We start from the raw sequence: 19,991 nt of genomic DNA on the forward strand, positions 1-19,991 counted from the left end.
CATACTCCACGCATGCAATGGATAAAAACTTTAGGTTTGGATGTGCTGGCAGGGGGGCTGACCTGGTTGCTGGTCTTTCTGCTGAGCCTGTATTTAACGGCCTCGTCACCTGAGCTCCGGGCGCTTTGGCCTTTGCTGATCCCGTTATTTTTCTTGTACTGCGGTTGTTTTCTGCTGCTGACCCGGCAGGGGAGCCACTGTGCACCTGGCAGCCGGGCCGGATGGCTGCTGTATTTACTGCAGCTGGGCTCTGCCCTGGCACTGAACTGGTTGTTGCCGCTGGATTATCTGGCCATTCTGAGCATTATCTGGGTGTCGGTTCTGCCTTATTTCGTGCCGTTCCGTCGGGCACTGCTGATCACCTTTGGGCTGCTGTGCCTGTGGTTTGGTGTGGATGCCTGGCTGGAACAGCGGTCCTTGTGGATTTCCGCTTTGTTATACGGTTCTTTTCATGGCTTTGCCTTGCTGATGATGAAACAGACCTTGTCGGAACAGCAGGCCCGGCAACAGCTGGAGCAACAGCATCAACAACTGGTGCTGGCGCAACAATTACTTAAAGCCAGCGCCCAGCAGCAGGAACGCAGCCGGATAGCACGGGATTTGCACGATGTGCTGGGTCATCACCTGACCGGATTGAGTATTCATTTGCAAATTGCAGAGCACCAGGCCACCGACCAGGTCAAAGCCACAGTGGCCACCTGCCAGCAACTGGCCCGCCTGCTGTTGGCCGATGTGCGGGAAGCTGTGTCTGAACTGCGCCAGCACCGGGTGCTGGACCTGCAACAGGCCGTCAGTGAGCTGGCAGCGGCGTTGCCGCGTCTGCAGCTGACAACAGACTGGCAGGCCGAATTGCCACTGACCTCAGTGCAACAGGCCGAACAGGTGCTGCTGATTATCCAGGAAGCATTGACCAACAGCCTGAAACACAGCGGAGCCACTGAAGTGACAGTGATTTCGAGCGAAGATGAAGAGGCCGTGCAGTTGCTGATCCGCGATAACGGACGGGTGCAGCCGGGCTGGCTGGCCGGGAATGGCATGCGGGGTATGCAGGAGCGGGCTGCTTTGCTGGGGGCTGAATTGCAGTGCAGTGACTCCCAGGGGCAAATGCAGCTGTTGCTGCGGTTGCCGAAGGAGGCGCTATGATCCGGGTGTTGCTGGTGGATGATCAGACGCTGATCCGCGAAGGCATTAAAAGTCTGCTGGCCTTGTCCGGTCAGGTCAGTGTGGTCGCTGAATGCAAAGACGGTTCTGAAGTGGTTGCCGCAGTCCGGCAACATCAGCCGGACCTGATCCTGCTGGATTTGTCGATGCCAGTTTGTGATGGCATAGGTGCACTGCGGTTGTTACAGCAAGCCGGTCTGAACCTGCCGGTGCTGATCCTGACCACCTTTGAAGAACATGACCTGGTGCTGCAAAGCATTCAGCTGGGTGCCAGAGGTTATTTGCTCAAGGATGTGTCGTTGCAGGCATTGACTCAGGCTATCGTCACCCTGACCCAAGGTGGCAGTTGTTTTCAAAGCAGTGTGACAGAGCGGCTGCTGGCCGGGATCAAACCTGCCGCTATGCCTGCTGACCGCCATGACATCGACGCTTTATCTGAAAAAGAGCTGGAAATACTGCAGCTGATGGCCGGGGGCTACTCCAACAAAGAAATAGCCACAGCTTTGTACAAGTCGGAAGGCACCATTAAAAACCAAATCTCCAGTATTCTGATTAAACTTGGGGTTAGGGACAGAACCAGAGCTGTGTTACTTGGGCTGGAACTTGGTTTAATACAACAACGCTAAGCCGCTCATTTTGTTTGGATTTTGTCGTCTTTCCTTTTTTAGCCGCTATACTGGAAACCAACAGTTCTGTACGTGATGAAAGGCAGCCAGGGAAACGAGGGCATAGCGGTTGAGTTCTGAGTTCAAATCATCTTCTGGAGTTCCACTGCGGGCGTTTTTCTCCTGGCCCGTACTGGGGCTGTTTGTGTTGTTTGGTGCCTTGCTGATCCTGATTTCGTATTACAACGCCCATCAGGCCGCCAACAGCTATGCATCCCAATTAGCCAGACAAACCACGGCTCAGGTCAAACACCAGTTGGAACAGCTATTGTCTGTGCCCAGGCTGGCGGCAGAATCGAGCCGGCAAATGCTGCAGTCCGGTTTAATTTCATCCGGACAGACGGAGTTGTTGTCAGGCTTTTTCAACTGGCAAATGCAGCACTACCCGCAACTGACCTACTTATCTGTGGGCGCGGCCGATGGCCGTTACCTGGGGATTCAGCGCAATCCGGTGCAGGGGTCGATGACCCTGCTTTCGTCCTGGGATAATCAGCAACTGATGCGCAGTCAGTATGAACTGGACAAAACAGGCAAAGCTCAGGCCAGATTGCAGTCTCCTGCCCTGTACGATGCCCGGCAGCGTGAGTGGTTTCAGCAAGCTGTACGGCAAGGCAGGACCAGCTGGTATCCCTTGTATTCCTACCGGCATTTTAAAGGTCAGGGCATAGGGCTGGCCACACCCTGGTATGGTAACGACGGCGAATTGCAGGCGGTCGTTGCCGCAGATATCAGTCTGGACTGGTTACAGCAGTTTGTCAGCGAATTGGGTCAGCAGGTCGGGGCGACTATCTTTATCGTCAGCGAGGATCGGCAACTGCTGGCCAGCAGTCAGGTTCCGCCTCCCCAAACCTCAGTCGCCCCTTTGCTGGATGCCTTTGCTCAGGGAGGGCCAGTCCAGCAGCAGCTGCGTTGGCAGCAGCAGGACTACCAGACTTTTTTCCAGTCTTTCCAGGATCCCGCCGGGTTGCAGTTATCCATTCTGGTTCTGGTCAACAATCAGCAACTGATGCAGCAGGCGTATGCCAGCCAGCGCCAAAGTGGCTTGCTGATGATGGGGGCGGTACTGGTCTTTGCGTTGTTGGGCTGGTTATTGAGCCGGCAATTGTCGCAGCCTGTGATGGCATTAAAAGAATGGGCGCAACAATTGGAACAGGGCTCAGCCACCCATTTGCCTGTGCCTGAAAGTGCAGTAAGGGAAGTCAATGTATTAAGCCAGGCGCTGGCACAAATGGCACTGCGGCTGGACCAGTCATTTTTACAGCTGGAACAGCGGATTGAAGTCGATTCTTTGTCCTTGCAGCGCCTGTCGCTGGCGGTCAGTCGCACCAGTAATGGGGTGGTGGTACTCAATAGCACGGGGCAGATTGAATGGGTCAATCAGGCTTTTGAGCGGCTGGCCAGCCTGAGCCTGGGGCAATTGCAAGGACGGGCCTTCAGCCAGACGCTTGCGGAGGCCAACCCTGATGGCAAGCTGCTGCAAATGGAGCAGGCTTTGGCGCAAAGTAAAAGTTTTACGCTGGAATGCCGCTGCCAGCTTGGTCACAGCAAAGCCCGCTGGCTCAGTCTGGAGTGCGATGCAGTGCAGAATGAGCAGGGCGAAGCCGGAGGTTTTGTGATCCTGTGTCAGGATATCCAGAGCCGGAAAGAAGCCGAAGCCGCAGCGCAGGAAGCACAGCAACGCACCGAGCGGCAACGCAGTGCACTGACTCAGCTGGTGCTGAACGAAGCCGTGTCTTTAGGGGATCGCCTGGCATTTGCCCAAGTGCTGGCTAAAACCACCTCTGCAGCGGTGTTGTGCAACAGAGTCAGCGTCTGGATGTTGTCCGATGCCGGTGATGAGATGTTTTGTCTGGCACTGTACCAACAAGGCGGGCCTGTGCATCAGGACCAGATGGTGCTGCGAAAAAGTGATTTCCCGGTGTATTTTGACACCATAGCGGCCAAAGGCTGGATTTGCGCAGACTATGCCCAGACCGATCCGGCGACCAGTGAATTCAGTTCAGTCTATTTAAAACCCCTTGGTATTACCTCGATGCTGGACGGTGGCATTCTGCTGGCGGGCAAAGTGGTTGGGGTGGTGTGCCTGGAACACATTGGTCCGGCCCGGCAATGGCACAGTGACGAAGAAGCTTTTGTCAGTGCCGTGGCGGCGGTGATGGCACAAACCCTGACAGTAGCACAGCGCAAAGATGCTGAACAAATCAGTAAAGAATATGCCCAGCATACCCAGACTGTGCTGAATAACGTGGTGGATGGCATTATCACCATTGATGAAAGCGGCCGTATTGCCAGCGTCAACCCGGCCGCACAGCAGATGTTTGACAGCAGCGCCGACCAGCTGACAGGCCGTTATGCCACCGAATTGTTGTCGGCCAGTGCCCGGCAACAGCAAAAACAGGCTGCGTATTTTCCGCTGCCAGGCCAGGTTCCGGTGCTGGGTCAAAATCGCGAGCTGGAAGGGCAGAATGCCCATGGTCAGGTATTTGCCATGGAGCTGGCGGTCTCACAAATCCGCCGCCAGGGACGTTTACTTTATATCTGTACTGTGCGGGATATCTCAGACCGTAAACGGGTTGAGAAGCTGAAAAACGAATTTGTTTCAACCGTCAGCCATGAACTCCGTACCCCGCTGACCTCCATTGCCGGCGCTTTGAGCCTGCTGGATAACGGCATTGTGGGCAGTCTTGAACCTCAGGCGGCTGAACTGGTGCGTATAGCGCATAAAAACAGTCAGCGCCTGACCAGTCTGATCAATGATTTGCTGGATATCGAAAAAATAGCGGCCGGTAAAATGCAATTTGAGCATAAAGCGGAGTTGTTGTTGCCGCTGGTGCACCAGGCGCTGGAACTAAACCGGATGCTGGCACAGGAGAAACAAATCCGCCTGGAGTTTGCTGCTGGCAACAGCGAGTTACGCTCAGTACTGGATGCCAAACGTTTTATTCAGGTGCTGTCGAATTTTCTCAGCAACGCCATCAAGTTTTCGCCTGTTGGCGCGCTGGTGACAGTGCAGCTGGACGCAGCGGGTGAGCAGGCCAGGATTTCGGTGACAGATCGGGGCCCAGGCATTGCGCCGGAGTTTCATCAGCGTTTGTTTAAACGATTTTCCCAGGCAGATTCGTCCGACAGCCGCCACAGCAGTGGCACAGGCCTTGGCCTGGCGATTTCCAAAGAACTGGTAGAAAGCATGGGGGGCCAGATTGGTTTTTCATCTGAACCCGGCCAGGGTGCCACGTTCTGGTGCAGCTTTCCGCAGGCCGGTGCCAGTGTTACGGCAGATTGATACTGTTCTGCTGCTGCGAAGCCGGGTGCTCCAGTGATTCCAGTTCAATCTGAATGGCGTTACAGGAAATCTGAATTTCGTACAAAGACACCAATAAACTCAACATCAATGCGGCCAGACTGGCGGCAAAACTCCATTGGCCAGCGAGCTGCCATTGCATAAAAAGGCAAAACATCGACAGGGTACAGAGCACGAAACTGATCACGCCCCAGCGCTGCATGGAACGGATCAGAAATACCCGTTTGCGCAGGTTTTCAATCTGGCGTTTGGCCAGCTCCCGCACCTGGTTGCCTTCGCGGGTATTGAGCTGCCGGATCAGCTGGGCCAGCACCAGAAACCTGTTGGTGTACGCCAGCAGTAACAGCGAAATGGCCGGAAATAATAAAGCCGGGGTGGTGATCGTCATCAGCGATAAATCCATAAAAAACTCCAGTTCAGCAAACAAAGCAGCCATCACTGGCTGTCCGTTGGGTTTGGCATAAACTTCAGCTGTTGTGTATGATGCCAGCCGATAGCGGCACGGAGTCTCCAGCATGAAACAAAAAGCCAATAATTTCCAGATGATGCGTGAACTTGGGTATTACCAGCAGGCGGCCATTGCGGCGGCTTTACTGGAGCGTATGTTGCCGAATTACCAGCTGTTTGCTGAAGTCACTGAGTTTGGGGATGCCAAGTTATGCCGCGATATTCTGAATATGGTGTGGGAATGGCTTTTTGTCCGTCGGGTCAAAATTAACTTTGAACGGCTGGCGGAAGAGCTGGAACTGGCCACCCCGGATCAGGCCAATTTTGACCTCTTCGGTGTCTATCCGGCCATCGACACCGCGACGGCATTGGACAGTATGCTCAATGGTATTTCCTCTCAGGACGCCGCTGAATTTATCAATGTGGCCAAAATTTCTCAGGCCACAGTGGCGCGGCTGATTGAGTGGGAAGCGGAAGCGCTGGAGATCAGCTCAGAAGCTGAACTGAAAAAGCATGTTCGGGACCACGGGCTGATGCAGTATGAAATGGATTGTCTTGCTGAACTGATTGAGCTGGTGCGTCCTATACAAAGCTTCGAGAAAACCGATGTACAGCGGCTGAAGGCTTGGGTAAAGGAACAAGGTCTGACCAATCTGGGTATGGAGTTTAGTACAGAAAATAATCAATCCGATCAGTGAGTTTTAGGTACTATTAGTTTAACTAATTAAAAAACCTTAAAAAATTTTGTTGCGCGAATTTTATTCGCTATTTACAATGCGCACCGCTCGAAAGGCAAGTCTCCCGAAAGGGAGTACACGCAAAGCTTCAGGTCTAAGGGGAAACCTATGATGGCTGGGCTGCCGTAACCAGGAGGTTATGTAGGACGCGCATCCATCAGATTACTGATGTCCCAAGCTCCTCCTTTCGTGTTTGCTGATATCACAGCAGCGGCTTTGTTGCTGTAGCAGTAGTCAGCCTGAACAACCATGAATCTGCCTGAAATCAGGCTTAGCTTAATCCGGAGCTTTTGACATGAAATTCAAATTTGTTGCTTTAATCGCTGCTGCTGTTGCTGCCCAGTTCGTTGCCCCAGAGGCTTCTGCCAACGACCAGTTAGCTCAGTCTATCTGTGCTTATGTGGCAGACAACAACAAAAACAACCTGCGTAAGACACTGTCTGACAACCGCATGCGTTTAAAAGCTGTGTATGACGGCATCAGCTGTGATGGTTTACCACTGGTACGTTTTGCCATTAAAAACAACGCTGCGGATACTGCAGAATTCATCATCAAGCAGTTACCGAGCAGCCAGGTTGCTCAATCAGGTGACATTGAATGGGCAAACAGCAACGGTTTTGCTGCGTCGCCTATCCTGGAAGTGATCAAAACACGCAGCGCCAGCTAATTCAGCCCGGTGTGACAAAAAAGCCATGCGATTGCATGGCTTTTTGTTTTTTACTCTGCGGCTTGCCATAAACGATAAGCCAGCTGCCCGGCTATTTTTTCCTTCAGCAAAGTCCAGCCTGCAGGTATGTCCTGTAATGTCAGTTCTTTTTCGGTTTCCAGATACACCAAAGCGCCGGGTTTTAACCAGCCCTGGCTGGCCAGTGCCTGGCAGGTGGGCAATGCCAGCTGTTGCCGGAATGGCGGGTCAATAAACACCAGGTCAAATTGAGTGGTGGCAGGTTTTTGCAGCCACAGCAGCGTATCGGTGTGGTGCACTGCACCTTCGGAGCTGTTCAGGCTTTGCAGGTGTTTTTTCAGCAAAGCGGCGGTTTGGGCGTCTTTTTCCAGCAGCAGAACCGAAGCCGCGTAACGGGACAAGGCTTCCAGCCCCAGACTACCGGAACCGGCAAAGCAGTCCAGCACGACCGCACCGGCCACATCCTGCATCAGCCAGTTAAACAGGGTTTCTTTCACCCGGTCTGAGGTGGGTCTGAGCCCTTGGGCATCCAGCACCGGCAAACGCCGACCTTTCCAGCGGCCGCTGATCAGCCGGACATAACCAGGCCCCTGGTGGGAGGGGCTGTTTTTCTGGCGGGTTGTTTTCATTGAGTTTTTGCCCTGCATCTTAAAGATGGTACTATAAGCGCCGATTTTACCTTAGTTTCCAATCTTCTGGCATCGAGCTTTATGACTACGCAAAATAAACTGTTTTCCTGGCTGGGGTTTGGCAAAAAGCCACAGAATGAACAGCCCAAAACTGTTGACGCTGAACAAGACAAAGCCATTCAGCCCGAGCCCAGCAGTGACGCCACAGTGCGTGTGGCAGAACCTCAGGTGGAACAGGCAGTGCAACCAGAGCTGGTTGCAGAAAAAGAAATTTCACCTTCCATTGACACTGAATCGGCCGCAGCGCTGCCCGCTGCCGCAAACCAGCCCGAAGCCGCAGCCAGCACCGCCGCCGCCAAAACCGGCTTTTTTGCCCGCTTGCGTCAGGGCTTGAGTAAAACCAGTCAGAACTTAGGTAATGGCCTGGCCAGCCTGTTCAGTGGTAAAAAAATTGACGATGAGCTGTACGAAGAGCTCGAAACTCAGTTGCTTCTGGCTGATGTGGGTGTGGAGACCAGCCAGAAACTGATCAGGCAACTGGTGCAACACGCGGATCGCAGGCAACTGCGAGACGCGGACGCTCTGTACGACAAACTGCAGCAGGAAATGGCCGACATGCTGCAAAAAGTGGAACAGCCGCTGCAGCTGGATGGCGCCAATGGCCCTTATGTGATTCTGATGGTTGGGGTTAATGGGGTCGGGAAAACCACCACCATCGGCAAGCTGGCCCAACAGTTTAAGCAACAGGGCAAAACGGTGATGCTGGCGGCTGGCGATACTTTCAGGGCTGCAGCCGTCGAACAGCTGCAGGTCTGGGGCGAACGCAACCAAATTCCGGTGATTGCCCAGCACTCCGGTGCCGACAGTGCTTCGGTAATTTTTGACGCTTATCAGGCGGCCAAAGCACGGAATGTGGATGTGTTGATTGCCGACACCGCCGGTCGTCTGCAAAACAAAGCGCACTTAATGGAAGAGCTGAAAAAGATTGTCCGGGTGATGAAGAAAATCGACGATGCAGCGCCGCACGAAGTGATGCTGACGCTGGATGCTGGCACAGGCCAGAATGCGCTGAGCCAGGCCCGGTTATTTAAAGAGGCGGTGGACATTACCGGCATCAGCCTGACCAAACTGGATGGTACCGCCAAAGGCGGGGTGATTTTTGCGATTGCCGACCAGTTCAGTCTGCCTATCCGTTACATTGGTGTTGGTGAGGGCATTGACGATTTACGGGTGTTTCACAGCCAGGACTTTATTAAAGCCTTGTTTAACCGGGATCTCTGAGCATGTTGCGTTTTGAACAGGTGACCAAAGGATACAGTGGTGGTTTTGTGGCCTTGGACCGGGTCAGCTTTGAGCTGGAAAAAGGCGAAATGGCGTTTTTAACCGGCCACTCCGGAGCAGGTAAAAGTACCCTGTTGCGTTTAATCAGCCTGATCGAAAGACCAAGCGCAGGGAAAGTCTTTATTAACGGCGTGGACCTGAGCAAAATCCGTCAGCGTCAGGTGCCTTATATACGTCGCGATATTGGCATGATTTTTCAGAACCATAAGCTGTTGATGAACCACACAGTGTTTGACAACGTGGCTTTGCCTTTGGTCATTGAAGGCTTCAGTGGTAAAGATATGGCCAAGCGGGTGCATGCCGCGTTGGATAAAGTGGGGCTGCTGGATAAAGTCCGTTGCCTGCCTCACACCTTGTCTGGTGGAGAGCAGCAACGGGTTGGCATTGCCCGTGCCGTGGTGAACCGTCCGCCTCTGTTACTGGCAGACGAACCGACCGGCAACCTGGATCCGGAGTTATCCAAAGAAATTATGGGTGTGTTTGAAGCCTTTAATCAGGTAGGGGTGTCGGTGCTTATCGCCAGCCATGATTTAAGCCTGCTGGCGCGTATGCGTTATCGCACCCTGACGTTGCGCAGTGGCCGCATGATTAACGACGGTCTGAGCTGGGGAGCGGACGAATGAGTATTCTGTTCCAGGGCCGGGCCACAGGGGCCACTGCAGCGAAAGTCAGCCTGTGGCGTAAGTTTGTGATGTTTTGGGTGGCACATTTACGTCAGGCGGTCACCAGCCTTGGCGAAATCTGGCTGACACCTGCCTCCTCTTTGCTGACTGTGGCCGTGATTGGCGTCAGCCTGACTCTGCCTGTGACATTGCATCTGGTGGTGAAAAACCTGCAGCAGGTGGGGCAGGGGGTCGACAAAGCGGCACAAATCAGTCTGTTTTTGCAGCAGGACACCAATGAAACCCAAATTGCGGAGTTGCTGGCGCTGCTGCAGGCTGACCCGCAGATTGCGGCAGTGGCGTTTATCGATAAAGGTCAGGCGCTGACCGAGTTCAAACAAAGCTCAGGTTTTGGTGATTCACTGGATTATCTGGACGACAATCCCTTGCCTCATGTGGTGCTGGTCACTCCGGCTGATACCTCAGCTGCTGCTGCATCCGCGTTGTTAAAACAGCTGCAACAGGAACGTTATATTGAAATAGCCAAGCTGGATATTGGCTGGCTGGAGCGGCTGGACGCCATAGTATCGCTGGTGCGTCAGGCGGCTGTGGCCGTGGCCCTATTACTGGTGTTGGCCTTATTGCTGGTGGTTGGCAATACCATTCGTCTGATGGTTTTAAGTAAAAAAGACGAAATTGAAGTGATGAAGCTGGTTGGTGCCACGGATTCTTACATTCAGCGGCCCTTTCTGTACACAGGGATCTGGCTGGGGTTATTTGGCGGCGTGCTGACGTTTCTGATTGAAGAAGTACTGATGTGGTGGCTGGAGCAAGGCATTGCCAGGGTGACCCAGTTGTATGAAGGCAGCTTTCAGTTGCAACCTATGAGCCTGGCTGAATTGGGTTACCTGCTGCTGGGAGCCATACTGCTTGGTCTGCTGGGGTCTTACCTGGCGGTGCGCCGTACTATTATGCAGATAGATGCGGCAGGGGTTTGACCCCGGCCGCTTTTGCGGACACATTTTTTAACGCACTTTCAACAGGCTCTGACCCCATTCCACCGCTTCCAGATACACCCGGTTTAAATCCACGCCGGCTGGCACCAACGCGGCCGATAATTTAGTTTGCTGTTGCCAGAGGCCTTGTTCAAAGGTGGTTTGCAATTCCAGATAACGCGCCAGCGTGCCCTCGCCTTGCAGCAAAGCGGCTTTAATTTCATCCAATAAAGGTAATTGGGAGAGTAATTCGTCCAGTGGTTGTTCCAGCAGGGCATCGACCAGCGAAAACAGGCCAGTCAGAAAAGCGGCAGGCGGGTTTTCCTGATCGCCACGAATGGCCGCTAGCTGGTCACAGAAACGGGCCCGGATCAATGACATCACCAAGAGCTCGTCAGATTGCCCTTCGGCCAGGTTCGCCAAAGCCAGCAACGAAATAAATTTTTTCAGCTCTGCTTCACCCATATAGACCATGGCATGTTTCAGTGAACCAATGGTTTGCTTACGGGCGAAATTGGCGCTGTTGATGAAACGTAGCAGCTTATAGGACATATCCAGGTCGCGCTGCATAATGCCGGCCAGCTTGTCAAAATCCAGCTGCACTTTACTGGATTCACTGATCAGGGTCAGCAGATTGAGCTTATTTGACCCCAGCTGTTTGTGTTTCAGCATTTCAGGGCGGGCAAAGAAATAGCCTTGGTACAGGTCGAACCCCAGCGTTTGCAACTGGGCAAATTCTTCAGCGGTTTCGACTTTTTCGGCCAGCAAGGTCAAGGCATAGGGCCGGACCCGTCGCAAGTAACGACTGATTTCCAGCACATTAAATTGCCGGACATCAATTTTCAGAATATGCACATAAGGTAAGAACACATCCCACTTGGGATCAAAATCATGGTCGTCCAGCGCCAGCCGATAGCCCATGTTATGCAGCTCTTTGCAGGCGGTCAGCAGTTCATCACTGATCTCGACAGTTTCCAGAATTTCAATGACGATGGCGTTTGGATCAATAGATGTAGGGAAATGGTGGATCAGGGTATCGGCAGAGAAGTTAATAAAAGCCTGTTTACCACCGGTGATTTTTTCAACCCCCAACATCAGGTGGTGTTGCGTAATCAGCTTGGAGGTGGCTTCGTCGGCATTGATATTTGGAAAGCTATTCTCGATTCCGTCTCTGAACAACAGCTCATAACCTGTTACTTCTTTATTCTGATCAAAAATGGGCTGTCTGGCCACATAACAATACATCGTACCGCCTCAGTTATGTTTATTGGTTGAGTGTATATGCTGAGAAGAACTCTAAATTTATCGTATTTCCGGACAGCTACACTCTATATGAGCAGATATTATTAAAATAGCAGTATTAGAAAATTTGGATCTTAAAAGCTGGCAAAAAATATTTAGCACTCTCCGTTAAAGAGTGCTAATATCGGTCGCAATTCAGAAATGAAAGGGGTTTTAAATGACGCAAACAGCTCAGTTGATGACGCTGACAGTGGCCGGTAGCGGCAGCCTGGAAGCTTATACTCATGCAGTCAGTTCCATCCCTATGCTCAGCGCCGAAGAAGAACGCGCTTTAGCCGAACGTTTACATCAGGATGGCGATCTGGAAGCGGCCCGCCAGCTGATTATGTCGCATTTACGCTTTGTGGTGCATATTGCGCGCAGTTATTCAGGTTATGGATTGCCAATCAGTGACTTGATCCAGGAAGGTAATATTGGCCTGATGAAAGCAGTCAAGCGCTTTGACCCTTCGGTAGGTGTGCGGCTGGTTTCTTTTGCAGTGCACTGGATCAAAGCAGAAATTCATGAATTTGTGCTGAAAAACTGGCGTATTGTCAAAGTGGCAACGACCAAGGCTCAGCGGAAACTGTTTTTTAACCTGCGTAAGGCGAAAAAACACTTAGGCTGGTTCAGCAAGGAAGAAGTGAAAAACGTAGCCGAGTCCTTAGGGGTGCCGGAGCACGAAGTGCTGGAAATGGAAGCCCGCATGAGCAACCATGATATGCCGTTTGATGCACCGGACGATGACGACGAAAGCTATACAGCGCCGGTGTATTACCTGGAAGACAAAGGCTCTGATTTAGCCAACCGTATTGAAGAAGACCAGTGGGACAATGCTGCAGTCGACCGTCTGCAGGCCGCTGTCCGCACTCTGGACGAGCGTAGTCAGGATATTATCCGGGCTCGCTGGCTGGACCAGAACAAAATGACACTGCAAGAGCTGGCCGATCGTTATCAGGTGTCTGCGGAGCGGGTGCGTCAGCTGGAAAAAAATGCGATGAAAAAACTGCAGGCGGCTATGGCAGCCTGAGCCAAACAAAAGTAGATAGTGAGAGCCGGCGACCCGCCGGCTTTCTTGTTTTTCAACTTGCCGCTTGAAGTTCAGCATTGTCGGTGTCGGAGTAAAATCAGACTTCATTTCTCAGCCTCATCCGCTTTTCAATGGGTTCCAAAAAAAGCTATAACTTTGTCTTTAACTTGGGTAAGCTAAAATCGAAGGACGCTAAAGACGACGCAATGGATTGGTTATCAAGGCTTTTTTCGTTGCCATCTCCTGCCTGTTTCCTGGCTTTGCTGACTCTAATTTAGCCGACTACTGGACTCGCTCATTATTTCTGTCCGCTGCAACTGATCGCAGCAGAACTGAGGGGAAAGGGCGATAAATAATCTCGCTTAACAGGAGTGAATATGCAGCTTGATGATTCGAAGGTGAGGATTTTCGCTGGCTTGGTTATGTCGTTTGGACTGGCGGGATGTGGCGGCGGAGGGGGTGATGCAAAGGCGGCTGTGAATTACCAGGTCAGTGCCAGTGCGGGTTTGGGTGGCAGCGTGTCCCCAGTCAGCGTCAATGTACAAAGCGGGCAAACAGTGACTTTTACGTTGACTGCTGAAACTGGTTACAGCATAAGTGCCGTTAGTGGTTGTGGGGGCAGTCTCAACGGCAATATTTTTACCACCGCTGGCATCAGCGGTGCCTGCAGTGTGCAAGCCAGTTTCAGTTTGGATAGCTATAGTCTGACGGCCAGTGCTGGCGCCGGTGGCAGCATTAGCCCAGCCTCAGTTAAGGTGAATCATGGCCAAAGCACTAGTTTTACCCTGAACCCGGCAGCAGGTTATCGTATTGATTCAGTGACAGGGTGTGGTGGCAGCTTAACAGGTTCTGTCTACACCACAGCCAATGTGACTGCCAGTTGCCAGATCCAGGCCAGTTTTGCCTCACAGGATTTTGTTGTAACAGCTACTGCGTCAGAAGGCGGAACTATCAGCCCGGCTTCACAAAGAGTAGCGGTTGGTGTGCCAGCTATTCTGACATTGACTGCTGACCCTGGTTACCACATTGGTATTGTCCAGGGTTGTGACGGTTCATTAGATGCAGAGCAATACCGGATCGAGTCAGTTCATCAGGACTGTACCGTGACAGCGAATTTCATTGCTGATACTTATACCTCGGCAGGAACCCGCAAGCTGAACGATACAGGTATCAGCCTTTGTGCCAGCGAAACGCAGACCAGCCTGCCTTGCCCGGTGCCAGAAGCGGCTGGACAGGATGCTGAGTATGGCCGCGATGCTCAGGCAGCTAAACAGCAGTTGGTAAAAGCAGGTGCAGGGGAAGCCGGTTTTGACTTCAGTAAACTCGGAGTAAATGGCGAGACACTGCCTGATGATGCTGCGGTATGGAGTTGTGTGCGAGACAATCATACCGGGCTTACCTGGGAAGTAAAAACTGCCGACGGAGGCCTGAGGGATCAGCAACACAGATACAGCTGGTATCAACCCGATCCTGAGGTGAATGGAGGCTATGCCGGCAAACAAAATGCAGGTCAATGCAGCGGCAGCAGCTGTGACACTGCGGCTTTTGTGCAGCAGATCAATCAACAAGGGCTTTGTGGCCATTCAGATTGGCGCTTGCCGGACCGGATCGAGCTGAGTAGCATTTTGTACCATGCGGGCCAGCCACCTCTGGTCGCTCCTGCGTATTTTCCGAATACGATGTCAGGTTTGTATTGGACTGCTGTGCCCTTCGCGCAGCTGGATGACACTGGCGTTTTATCCTCGGCCTGGGTGGTTGATTTTAGTAACGGCAGCTTGGTATCAAGGTTGAAAAGTAGCGAGTCGACGGCAACGCCCTTTGCCCATCTGCGGTTAGTGCGGGGTGGGCAATGAATAAGGCAAAAGGCAAAACCAGGAGAATAATTTCGATGAATACAGCGTCGTTTTGGTTATCTGTGCTGAGCCTGGCTGGAGGCTTCACTTCCGCACAGGCTGTCGAAGCTATGTGCAATTATGAGAATGGGGCTGTTGTAGCCAGTACCCCCTCTGTCGATTTTACTGTGCATCCGGATGGCACCGTCACGCACAATAGCACTGGTCTTATGTGGATGCGTTGCAGCCTGGGTCAGCAGTGGGATGGAATGACCTGCTCAGGCCAGTACCAACATGTATTTAGCTGGACTACTGCTTTAGCTGCTGCGGAAGGCGAGGTATTTGCCGGCTATAGTGACTGGCGGTTGCCGAATAAACATGAACTGGCGTCTATCGTCGAGCAGCGTTGTCTTTACCCCAGTATCAATAGCCAGATATTCCCTCAGACTCATAACAGCTGGTATTGGACATCGTCCCCTGTAGTTGTGAATGGTGTGGTGAGGGGTTGGCCTGTCTGGTTTACCACGGGCATGGTGATACAAAGCTGGGATGAAGGCGAATCTGGCGCTGGTATCGGCGGAGTGATCCGTCTGGTGCGAACTGCCCCATAAAGTAAGGCATCCGCCGGTTGACTACCGTGGCCATGCTATTGCAACTCAGGCCCCGGGTCCGCTGCCTAGCTGGTAAAAAGGCAAGGGGAGAACCTGAACCGCTGTCGGGTTGGTTTTCGGCTGATAATGCTGATACAGCGGTACACTGGCTTCCTGCTTTGCAGGCAGAGTCAAAGGATTGAGTAATTCAGGTATGGCGTATTCAGGTTGCAGTGCCTGCTCCTGCTGCAGGATCACCTGGGCGGCCATGGTCTCAGGCATCAGGGGTTGATTGGTCGCCTTGGATTCTGTCGTCGGGTGTTGTTCTGTTGTTGCCTGCTGAGCTATTGCCTGATGCACAGGCAGGCTTTGATTGGCCCGTACCAGTGGGTAATCTTCAGGTAACAGCGCTGACAAAGGCACCAGTTCCACTCCGGCCCTGGCAATGCTGGCCAGGTTCTTTTGCAGGTACTGGTAAGTTTCCGGGTAAGGGTGGCCTATCGCAATGGCCTGCTGATGTTGTTTGGCCAGCTGCAGTGCCTGCTTAAATTGTTTGTCCAGTGCAGCATAGCTGCGGTCATTGTCCAGAAAAACCTGACGGGTCAGCAAGGGGACCTGATGCAGACTGGCGTAACGGGCGGCCGTGCTTTTGGCGGTGGTTTTGCTGTCGAGGAAAAACAGTTTTCGCCGTCCCAAATAGGCCAGGGTCCAATCCATTACCTGATGCTGCTCGGTAAAATAGCTGCCCATATGGTTATTCATGCCAATGGCCTGCGGCACATCAGCAAAAGCGGCATCCAGCATCTGCTCAATTTGCTGTTGGTTCATCGTCACTTTCAGGGCATTTTTGCTTAAGTCGGCGCGGCGGGCCGATTCCATCGGCATATGCAGAATCACGTCCCGGCCTTTTTGCATTGCAGCCTGCGCCATGGCGGTGCTGTGACGGGTATGGGGGATCACGGCATAAGTCAGAGGGTAATCCAGCTCCAGCAGGCGGTAATCGGTCTGGTGGTACCCTATATCGTCAATCACGATCACCAGTTTGGCCTGAGCCAGCGCCAGTGTTGACCAACAGAGAACGGAACATGCCAACAGCCATTTCATCTGTTAACCCGCCCTTTTCTGTAACCAGCTGACCGGGTTAATGGCGCTGCCTTTTTGCCGGATCTCGAAATACAGGCCACTTTGCGCCTGGCCACCACTGGCGCCAACCAAAGCCACAGCTTCCCCGGACGCCACGGCTTCACCTGGTTTTTTCAGCAGCGCCTGATTATGACCATACAGGCTCATGACCCCACTGCCATGGTCGACAATAATGACCCAACCATACCCCTTCAGCCAGTCAGCATACAGCACTTGTCCGGCCGCGACCGCTTTCACCTGTGTGCCTTCAGCGGCGGCGATCAGAATGCCGCGGGAGCTGACACCAGCAAGGCGCTGCTCGCCATAACTTTGCAGTATGTCGCCCCGTACAGGCCAGGGCAGGTTGCCTTTGGTTTTCGGTATATCCAGCCGCTGTTTGGCGGCCAGCGCTGCCGCTTTCAGTTTGCTCAGGGTGCTTTGCAGGCTTTGTTCGTTTTGCTTCAGGTACTCCAGTTGCTGTTGGTTGCTGGCAAGAAAAGCCTGAATTTTTTTCACTGACGCCTGTTGGCTGACGCGGGCCTCTTTCAGTTCCGCCTGTTGCTGCTCCAGCTGTTGCTGCGCCAGCTGTTGCTCCTCAGTCCGGGACTGCAGTTGCTGCTGCACCTGCTGCAATTCAGTCGCGGTCTGATTCAAGGCTGTCAGGGCGCCGGTGCGGGCTTTATTCAGGTACTGATAATAAGTCAACACCCGCTCCAGTTTTTGCTGGTCATCCAGGTTCAGCAACAATTTGCTGTAATCATGCTGACCAGCGACAAAAGCGCCACGGATTTGCTGGCTCAGCAAGGACTTTTGCCGTTCAAACTCTTGCTGCAGTTGGTGCTGCTGCACCGTCAACTGTTGTTGCTGCTGCGTCAGTTCAGCCAGTCGTTGTTGACTGCTGCGAAGCTGCGCTGCCAGTTTCGCCAGAGACTGATCGGCCGATTTCAGCAACTCCTGTGCTTTGGCAAAGGCGTGTTGCTGCTGCTTCAGTTCTTTTTCGGTTTGCTGGATTTGGTCTTTAAGCTGGTTCAGCTCCTGCTGCACTTCCTGTTGTTGCTGGGCGGCCAGAGGGGCAAGCAAACCAAAGCAACACAGCAGAGCCAGGCCCTGCTGTGTCAATGTATGGACAACGGATACTTGCATCAGTGGGTTTTCATCAGCACTTTGCCGGTCATTTCTGCAGGCACAGGCATGCCCATCAGATGTAACATAGTCGGGGCTATATCACTTAAAATGCCACCCTGAATTACTTCGGCCGGCCGGCCAACATAAATCAGAGGCACCGGATCGCTGGTGTGGGCGGTATGGGCCTGGCCAGATTCCGGATCCATCATTTGTTCGGCATTGCCATGGTCGGCGGTAATCAAACATTCGCCTCCCACTTGCTGCAGCGCTTCGACCACCCGGCCAATGCAGTGATCCACGGCTTCCACTGCGGCAATGGCAGCGCTCATCACACCGGTGTGACCCACCATATCGCCATTCGGGTAGTTGCAGATAATCACATCAAACTCGCCACTGTGGATGGCACCAACCAATTTGTCAGTCAGTTCTGTTGAGCTCATTTCTGGCTGTAAATCGTAGGTTGCCACTTTCGGCGACTCCACCAGAATGCGTTGCTCCCCCTCGAATAAGTCTTCACGGCCGCCACTGAAGAAGAAGGTGACATGGGCGTATTTTTCGGTCTCAGAAATACGCAGCTGGGTTTTCTGGTGTTTGGCCAACCATTCGCCCAACACATTATTCAGACTTTCTGGCGGATAGGCGCAGGGCGCTTTGATATCGGCGGCGTATTCGGTCAGCATCACAAAACGGCTCAGCGCTGGTGTTTTTTCCCGGACAAAACCACTAAAACCCACGTCAGTAAAGGCGCGGCTGAACTGGCGGGCCCGGTCGGCACGGAAGTTCATAAAAATCAGGCTGTCGCCATCGTTCATACTGACCACCTGGCCTGATGGCGTCCGTATGGCCGTCGCTTTGACGAATTCATCGTTTTCATCGCGACTGTAAGCGGCGTGCAGGGCGGCGACGGCATTGTCGGCCTGAAACTCAGCTTTGCCTTGGGTTAGCAGGTCGTAGGCGGCTTTTACACGGTCCCAGCGTTTGTCGCGGTCCATTGCATAATAACGGCCGATAATGGAGGCAATCTGGCCTGTGCCCAGGGCGTTAAAGTGTGCTTCGACCCGCGCCAGCGAAGCTTCGGCACTGCGTGGCGGCGTGTCACGGCCATCCAGAAAGGCGTGCAGGTAAATCTGTTCAGCACCTTGTTGCCTGGCCAGATCAATCATCGCAATTAAGTGATCTTCATGGCTGTGCACGCCCCCTGGCGACAACAAACCCATAATGTGCACGGCTTTACCGGCCTGCACCGCGGCCTGACAGGCATCGGTCAATACCGGATTTTCAAAGAAGTCGCCATCGCTGATGGATTTGGTAATGCGGGTAAAGTCCTGGTACACCACCCGACCTGAGCCCAGGTTGACGTGACCAACTTCAGAGTTACCCATCTGACCGTCCGGCAAGCCCACGTCCATGCCTGAGCCTGAAATCAGTGTGTGTGGATAGTTGGCCCAGAGTTTGTCCATCACAGGGGTGCGGGCCTGTAAAATGGCGTTATATTCCCGCTCTTCACGGTAACCCCAACCATCCAGAATCACTAAGACTAAAGGTTTTTTTGGCGTCATACCTGCTCTCCGCAACCAACTGTTCTGCTTACGCTAATGCGGCTATCTTACCCTGTTTTACTGCTGAAAACAGTGCTGGAATAGTACACAAGGGCTACCAGGGCTGTAATCCGGTCTGAAACTGGGTATACTCGGGCCCATTTTCAGCTAATCAGATGGCTTCTTATGCAGCAATACATCGACTTTTTATCCAATCATCCCTACCTGACCGCGGCCTGGGTCGTGCTGTTTCTGGCACTGGTTGTCAGCTGGATGAAATCTTTAACCTCTAAAATCAAACAAATCAGCCCGACTGAACTGACCATGCTGGTGAACCGGCAGGACGCCACTGTACTGGATATTCGTGCTGAAGCTGATTTTCGTAAAGGCCATATCACAGGGGCCCGGAATATCCAGGCCAGCCAGCTGCAGGCTGCTGGTTTACCTGGCCTTGAAAACCAGAAAGACAACCCCATTATTGTGGTATGTCAGGCCGGCATGTCGGCGCAAAGCGTGGCGGCCAGCCTGAATAAACAGGGCTTCAGTCAGGTCTTTGTGTTGCAGGGCGGCATGAATAGCTGGACAGGGGCAAACCTGCCGCTGGTGAAGAAATAACGAGGTACTGATGGCTCATGTCACTATTTACACTAAGGACTATTGTCCTTATTGTGTCCGCGCAAAGTCGCTGTTAAACAGCAAAGCTGTGCAGTTTGAAGAAATTCAGATTGACCGCCAGCCTGAACGGCGGCCTGAAATGATTGAACGGGCCAACGGCCGAACCACAGTGCCACAAATTTTTATTGGTGACCGCCACGTTGGTGGTTGTGACGACCTGGTAGCGCTGGACGCTGCAGGTGGTCTGGATGCGCTGTTAAGCGCCTGAAAAATTTAAGAATAAATAAGGATTTAT

General features: G+C 52.9%; 19 protein-coding genes and 1 riboswitch. Of the genes, 13 read left to right on the forward strand and 6 right to left on the reverse strand.

The window, feature by feature from the left end; translation table 11 throughout:
* Positions 1 to 12 precede the first annotated feature (12 nt).
* From WKJ04_RS04275 to WKJ04_RS04285, 3 genes are all read left to right on the forward strand, one after another.
* Positions 13 to 1,143: a histidine kinase gene (locus tag WKJ04_RS04275; protein WP_337879266.1), complete on the forward strand. Its 1,131-nt coding sequence runs from the start codon at positions 13 to 15 to the stop codon at positions 1,141 to 1,143.
* Positions 1,140 to 1,787 carry a response regulator transcription factor gene (locus WKJ04_RS04280; protein ID WP_337879267.1) on the forward strand — a complete coding sequence of 216 codons (648 nt, stop codon included), beginning with the start codon at positions 1,140 to 1,142 and terminating at the stop codon, positions 1,785 to 1,787. Before WKJ04_RS04275 ends, WKJ04_RS04280 begins: the two co-directional genes overlap by 4 nt.
* Positions 1,788 to 1,896: 109 nt before the next feature.
* On the forward strand, positions 1,897 to 5,109 hold the full coding sequence (locus tag WKJ04_RS04285; protein ID WP_337879268.1) for a PAS domain S-box protein: 3,213 nt from the start codon (positions 1,897 to 1,899) through the stop codon (positions 5,107 to 5,109).
* On the opposite strand, the gene WKJ04_RS04290 is transcribed toward WKJ04_RS04285, so the two are convergent.
* Positions 5,096 to 5,563: a DUF2721 domain-containing protein gene (locus WKJ04_RS04290; RefSeq protein WP_337842927.1), complete on the reverse strand. Its 468-nt coding sequence runs from the start codon at positions 5,561 to 5,563 to the stop codon at positions 5,096 to 5,098. The genes WKJ04_RS04285 and WKJ04_RS04290 overlap by 14 nt on opposite strands.
* A gap of 79 nt (positions 5,564 to 5,642) precedes the next feature.
* Between WKJ04_RS04290 and WKJ04_RS04295 the strand changes: the two genes are divergently transcribed.
* Positions 5,643 to 6,272: a YjaG family protein gene (locus tag WKJ04_RS04295; RefSeq protein WP_337879269.1), complete on the forward strand. Its 630-nt coding sequence runs from the start codon at positions 5,643 to 5,645 to the stop codon at positions 6,270 to 6,272.
* Between the two features lie 83 nt (positions 6,273 to 6,355).
* Positions 6,356 to 6,439, forward strand: a riboswitch (cyclic di-GMP riboswitch).
* A gap of 167 nt (positions 6,440 to 6,606) precedes the next feature.
* Positions 6,607 to 6,978: a DUF3718 domain-containing protein gene (locus WKJ04_RS04300; RefSeq protein WP_337879270.1), complete on the forward strand. Its 372-nt coding sequence runs from the start codon at positions 6,607 to 6,609 to the stop codon at positions 6,976 to 6,978.
* Positions 6,979 to 7,028: 50 nt separating this feature from the next.
* On the opposite strand, the gene rsmD is transcribed toward WKJ04_RS04300, so the two are convergent.
* The gene (gene rsmD, locus WKJ04_RS04305; RefSeq protein ID WP_337879271.1) at positions 7,029 to 7,625 is read right to left on the reverse strand and encodes a 16S rRNA (guanine(966)-N(2))-methyltransferase RsmD; all 597 of its coding nucleotides are present in this window, start codon (positions 7,623 to 7,625) and stop codon (positions 7,029 to 7,031) included.
* A gap of 81 nt (positions 7,626 to 7,706) precedes the next feature.
* On the opposite strand from rsmD, the gene ftsY reads away from it, so the two are divergent.
* The 3 genes from ftsY to ftsX are packed head-to-tail and all read left to right on the forward strand — an operon-like array spanning position 7,707 to position 10,566.
* A complete protein-coding gene (ftsY, locus tag WKJ04_RS04310; RefSeq protein WP_337879272.1) occupies positions 7,707 to 8,906 on the forward strand; it encodes a signal recognition particle-docking protein FtsY in 1,200 nt (399 codons plus the stop codon).
* Between the two features lie 2 nt (positions 8,907 to 8,908).
* Positions 8,909 to 9,589, forward strand: a complete 681-nt coding sequence (ftsE, locus tag WKJ04_RS04315; RefSeq protein WP_337842933.1) for a cell division ATP-binding protein FtsE — start codon at positions 8,909 to 8,911, stop codon at positions 9,587 to 9,589.
* Positions 9,586 to 10,566: a permease-like cell division protein FtsX gene (gene ftsX / locus WKJ04_RS04320; RefSeq protein ID WP_337879273.1), complete on the forward strand. Its 981-nt coding sequence runs from the start codon at positions 9,586 to 9,588 to the stop codon at positions 10,564 to 10,566. Before ftsE ends, ftsX begins: the two co-directional genes overlap by 4 nt.
* Before the next feature lie 27 nt (positions 10,567 to 10,593).
* Here the strand turns inward: ftsX and WKJ04_RS04325 are convergent, their stop codons facing one another.
* Positions 10,594 to 11,808, reverse strand: coding sequence for an EAL domain-containing protein (locus tag WKJ04_RS04325; protein WP_337879274.1), 1,215 nt, complete (start codon positions 11,806 to 11,808; stop codon positions 10,594 to 10,596).
* Between the two features lie 214 nt (positions 11,809 to 12,022).
* Here WKJ04_RS04325 and rpoH point away from each other — a divergent pair, with 214 nt between their 5' ends.
* From rpoH to WKJ04_RS04340, 3 genes are all read left to right on the forward strand, one after another.
* A complete protein-coding gene (gene rpoH / locus WKJ04_RS04330; RefSeq protein WP_337842936.1) occupies positions 12,023 to 12,874 on the forward strand; it encodes an RNA polymerase sigma factor RpoH in 852 nt (283 codons plus the stop codon).
* 422 nt (positions 12,875 to 13,296) lie between these two features.
* Positions 13,297 to 14,727: a DUF1566 domain-containing protein gene (locus WKJ04_RS04335; protein WP_337879275.1), complete on the forward strand. Its 1,431-nt coding sequence runs from the start codon at positions 13,297 to 13,299 to the stop codon at positions 14,725 to 14,727.
* On the forward strand, positions 14,724 to 15,317 hold the full coding sequence (locus tag WKJ04_RS04340; protein ID WP_337879276.1) for a DUF1566 domain-containing protein: 594 nt from the start codon (positions 14,724 to 14,726) through the stop codon (positions 15,315 to 15,317). Before WKJ04_RS04335 ends, WKJ04_RS04340 begins: the two co-directional genes overlap by 4 nt.
* 45 nt (positions 15,318 to 15,362) lie before the next feature.
* Here the strand turns inward: WKJ04_RS04340 and WKJ04_RS04345 are convergent, their stop codons facing one another.
* The 3 genes from WKJ04_RS04345 to gpmM are packed head-to-tail and all read right to left on the reverse strand — an operon-like array spanning position 15,363 to position 19,102.
* Positions 15,363 to 16,400 (reverse strand): divergent polysaccharide deacetylase family protein, encoded by a 1,038-nt coding sequence (locus WKJ04_RS04345; RefSeq protein ID WP_337879277.1) that lies wholly within the window; start codon positions 16,398 to 16,400, stop codon positions 15,363 to 15,365.
* Between the two features lie 3 nt (positions 16,401 to 16,403).
* A complete protein-coding gene (locus tag WKJ04_RS04350; RefSeq protein WP_337879278.1) occupies positions 16,404 to 17,561 on the reverse strand; it encodes a peptidoglycan DD-metalloendopeptidase family protein in 1,158 nt (385 codons plus the stop codon).
* Positions 17,561 to 19,102 (reverse strand): 2,3-bisphosphoglycerate-independent phosphoglycerate mutase, encoded by a 1,542-nt coding sequence (gpmM, locus tag WKJ04_RS04355; protein ID WP_337879279.1) that lies wholly within the window; start codon positions 19,100 to 19,102, stop codon positions 17,561 to 17,563. Before gpmM ends, WKJ04_RS04350 begins: the two co-directional genes overlap by 1 nt.
* Before the next feature lie 165 nt (positions 19,103 to 19,267).
* Between gpmM and WKJ04_RS04360 the strand changes: the two genes are divergently transcribed.
* Positions 19,268 to 19,696, forward strand: a complete 429-nt coding sequence (locus WKJ04_RS04360; protein WP_337842940.1) for a rhodanese-like domain-containing protein — start codon at positions 19,268 to 19,270, stop codon at positions 19,694 to 19,696.
* Positions 19,697 to 19,706: 10 nt separating this feature from the next.
* The gene (grxC, locus tag WKJ04_RS04365) at positions 19,707 to 19,964 is read left to right on the forward strand and encodes a glutaredoxin 3 (RefSeq protein WP_337879280.1); all 258 of its coding nucleotides are present in this window, start codon (positions 19,707 to 19,709) and stop codon (positions 19,962 to 19,964) included.
* Positions 19,965 to 19,991: the final 27 nt, after the last annotated feature.

The sequence above is a fragment of the Rheinheimera sp. genome (genome assembly GCF_037442345.1).
In the GTDB taxonomy this organism is placed as follows: Bacteria; Pseudomonadota; Gammaproteobacteria; order Enterobacterales; family Alteromonadaceae; genus Pararheinheimera.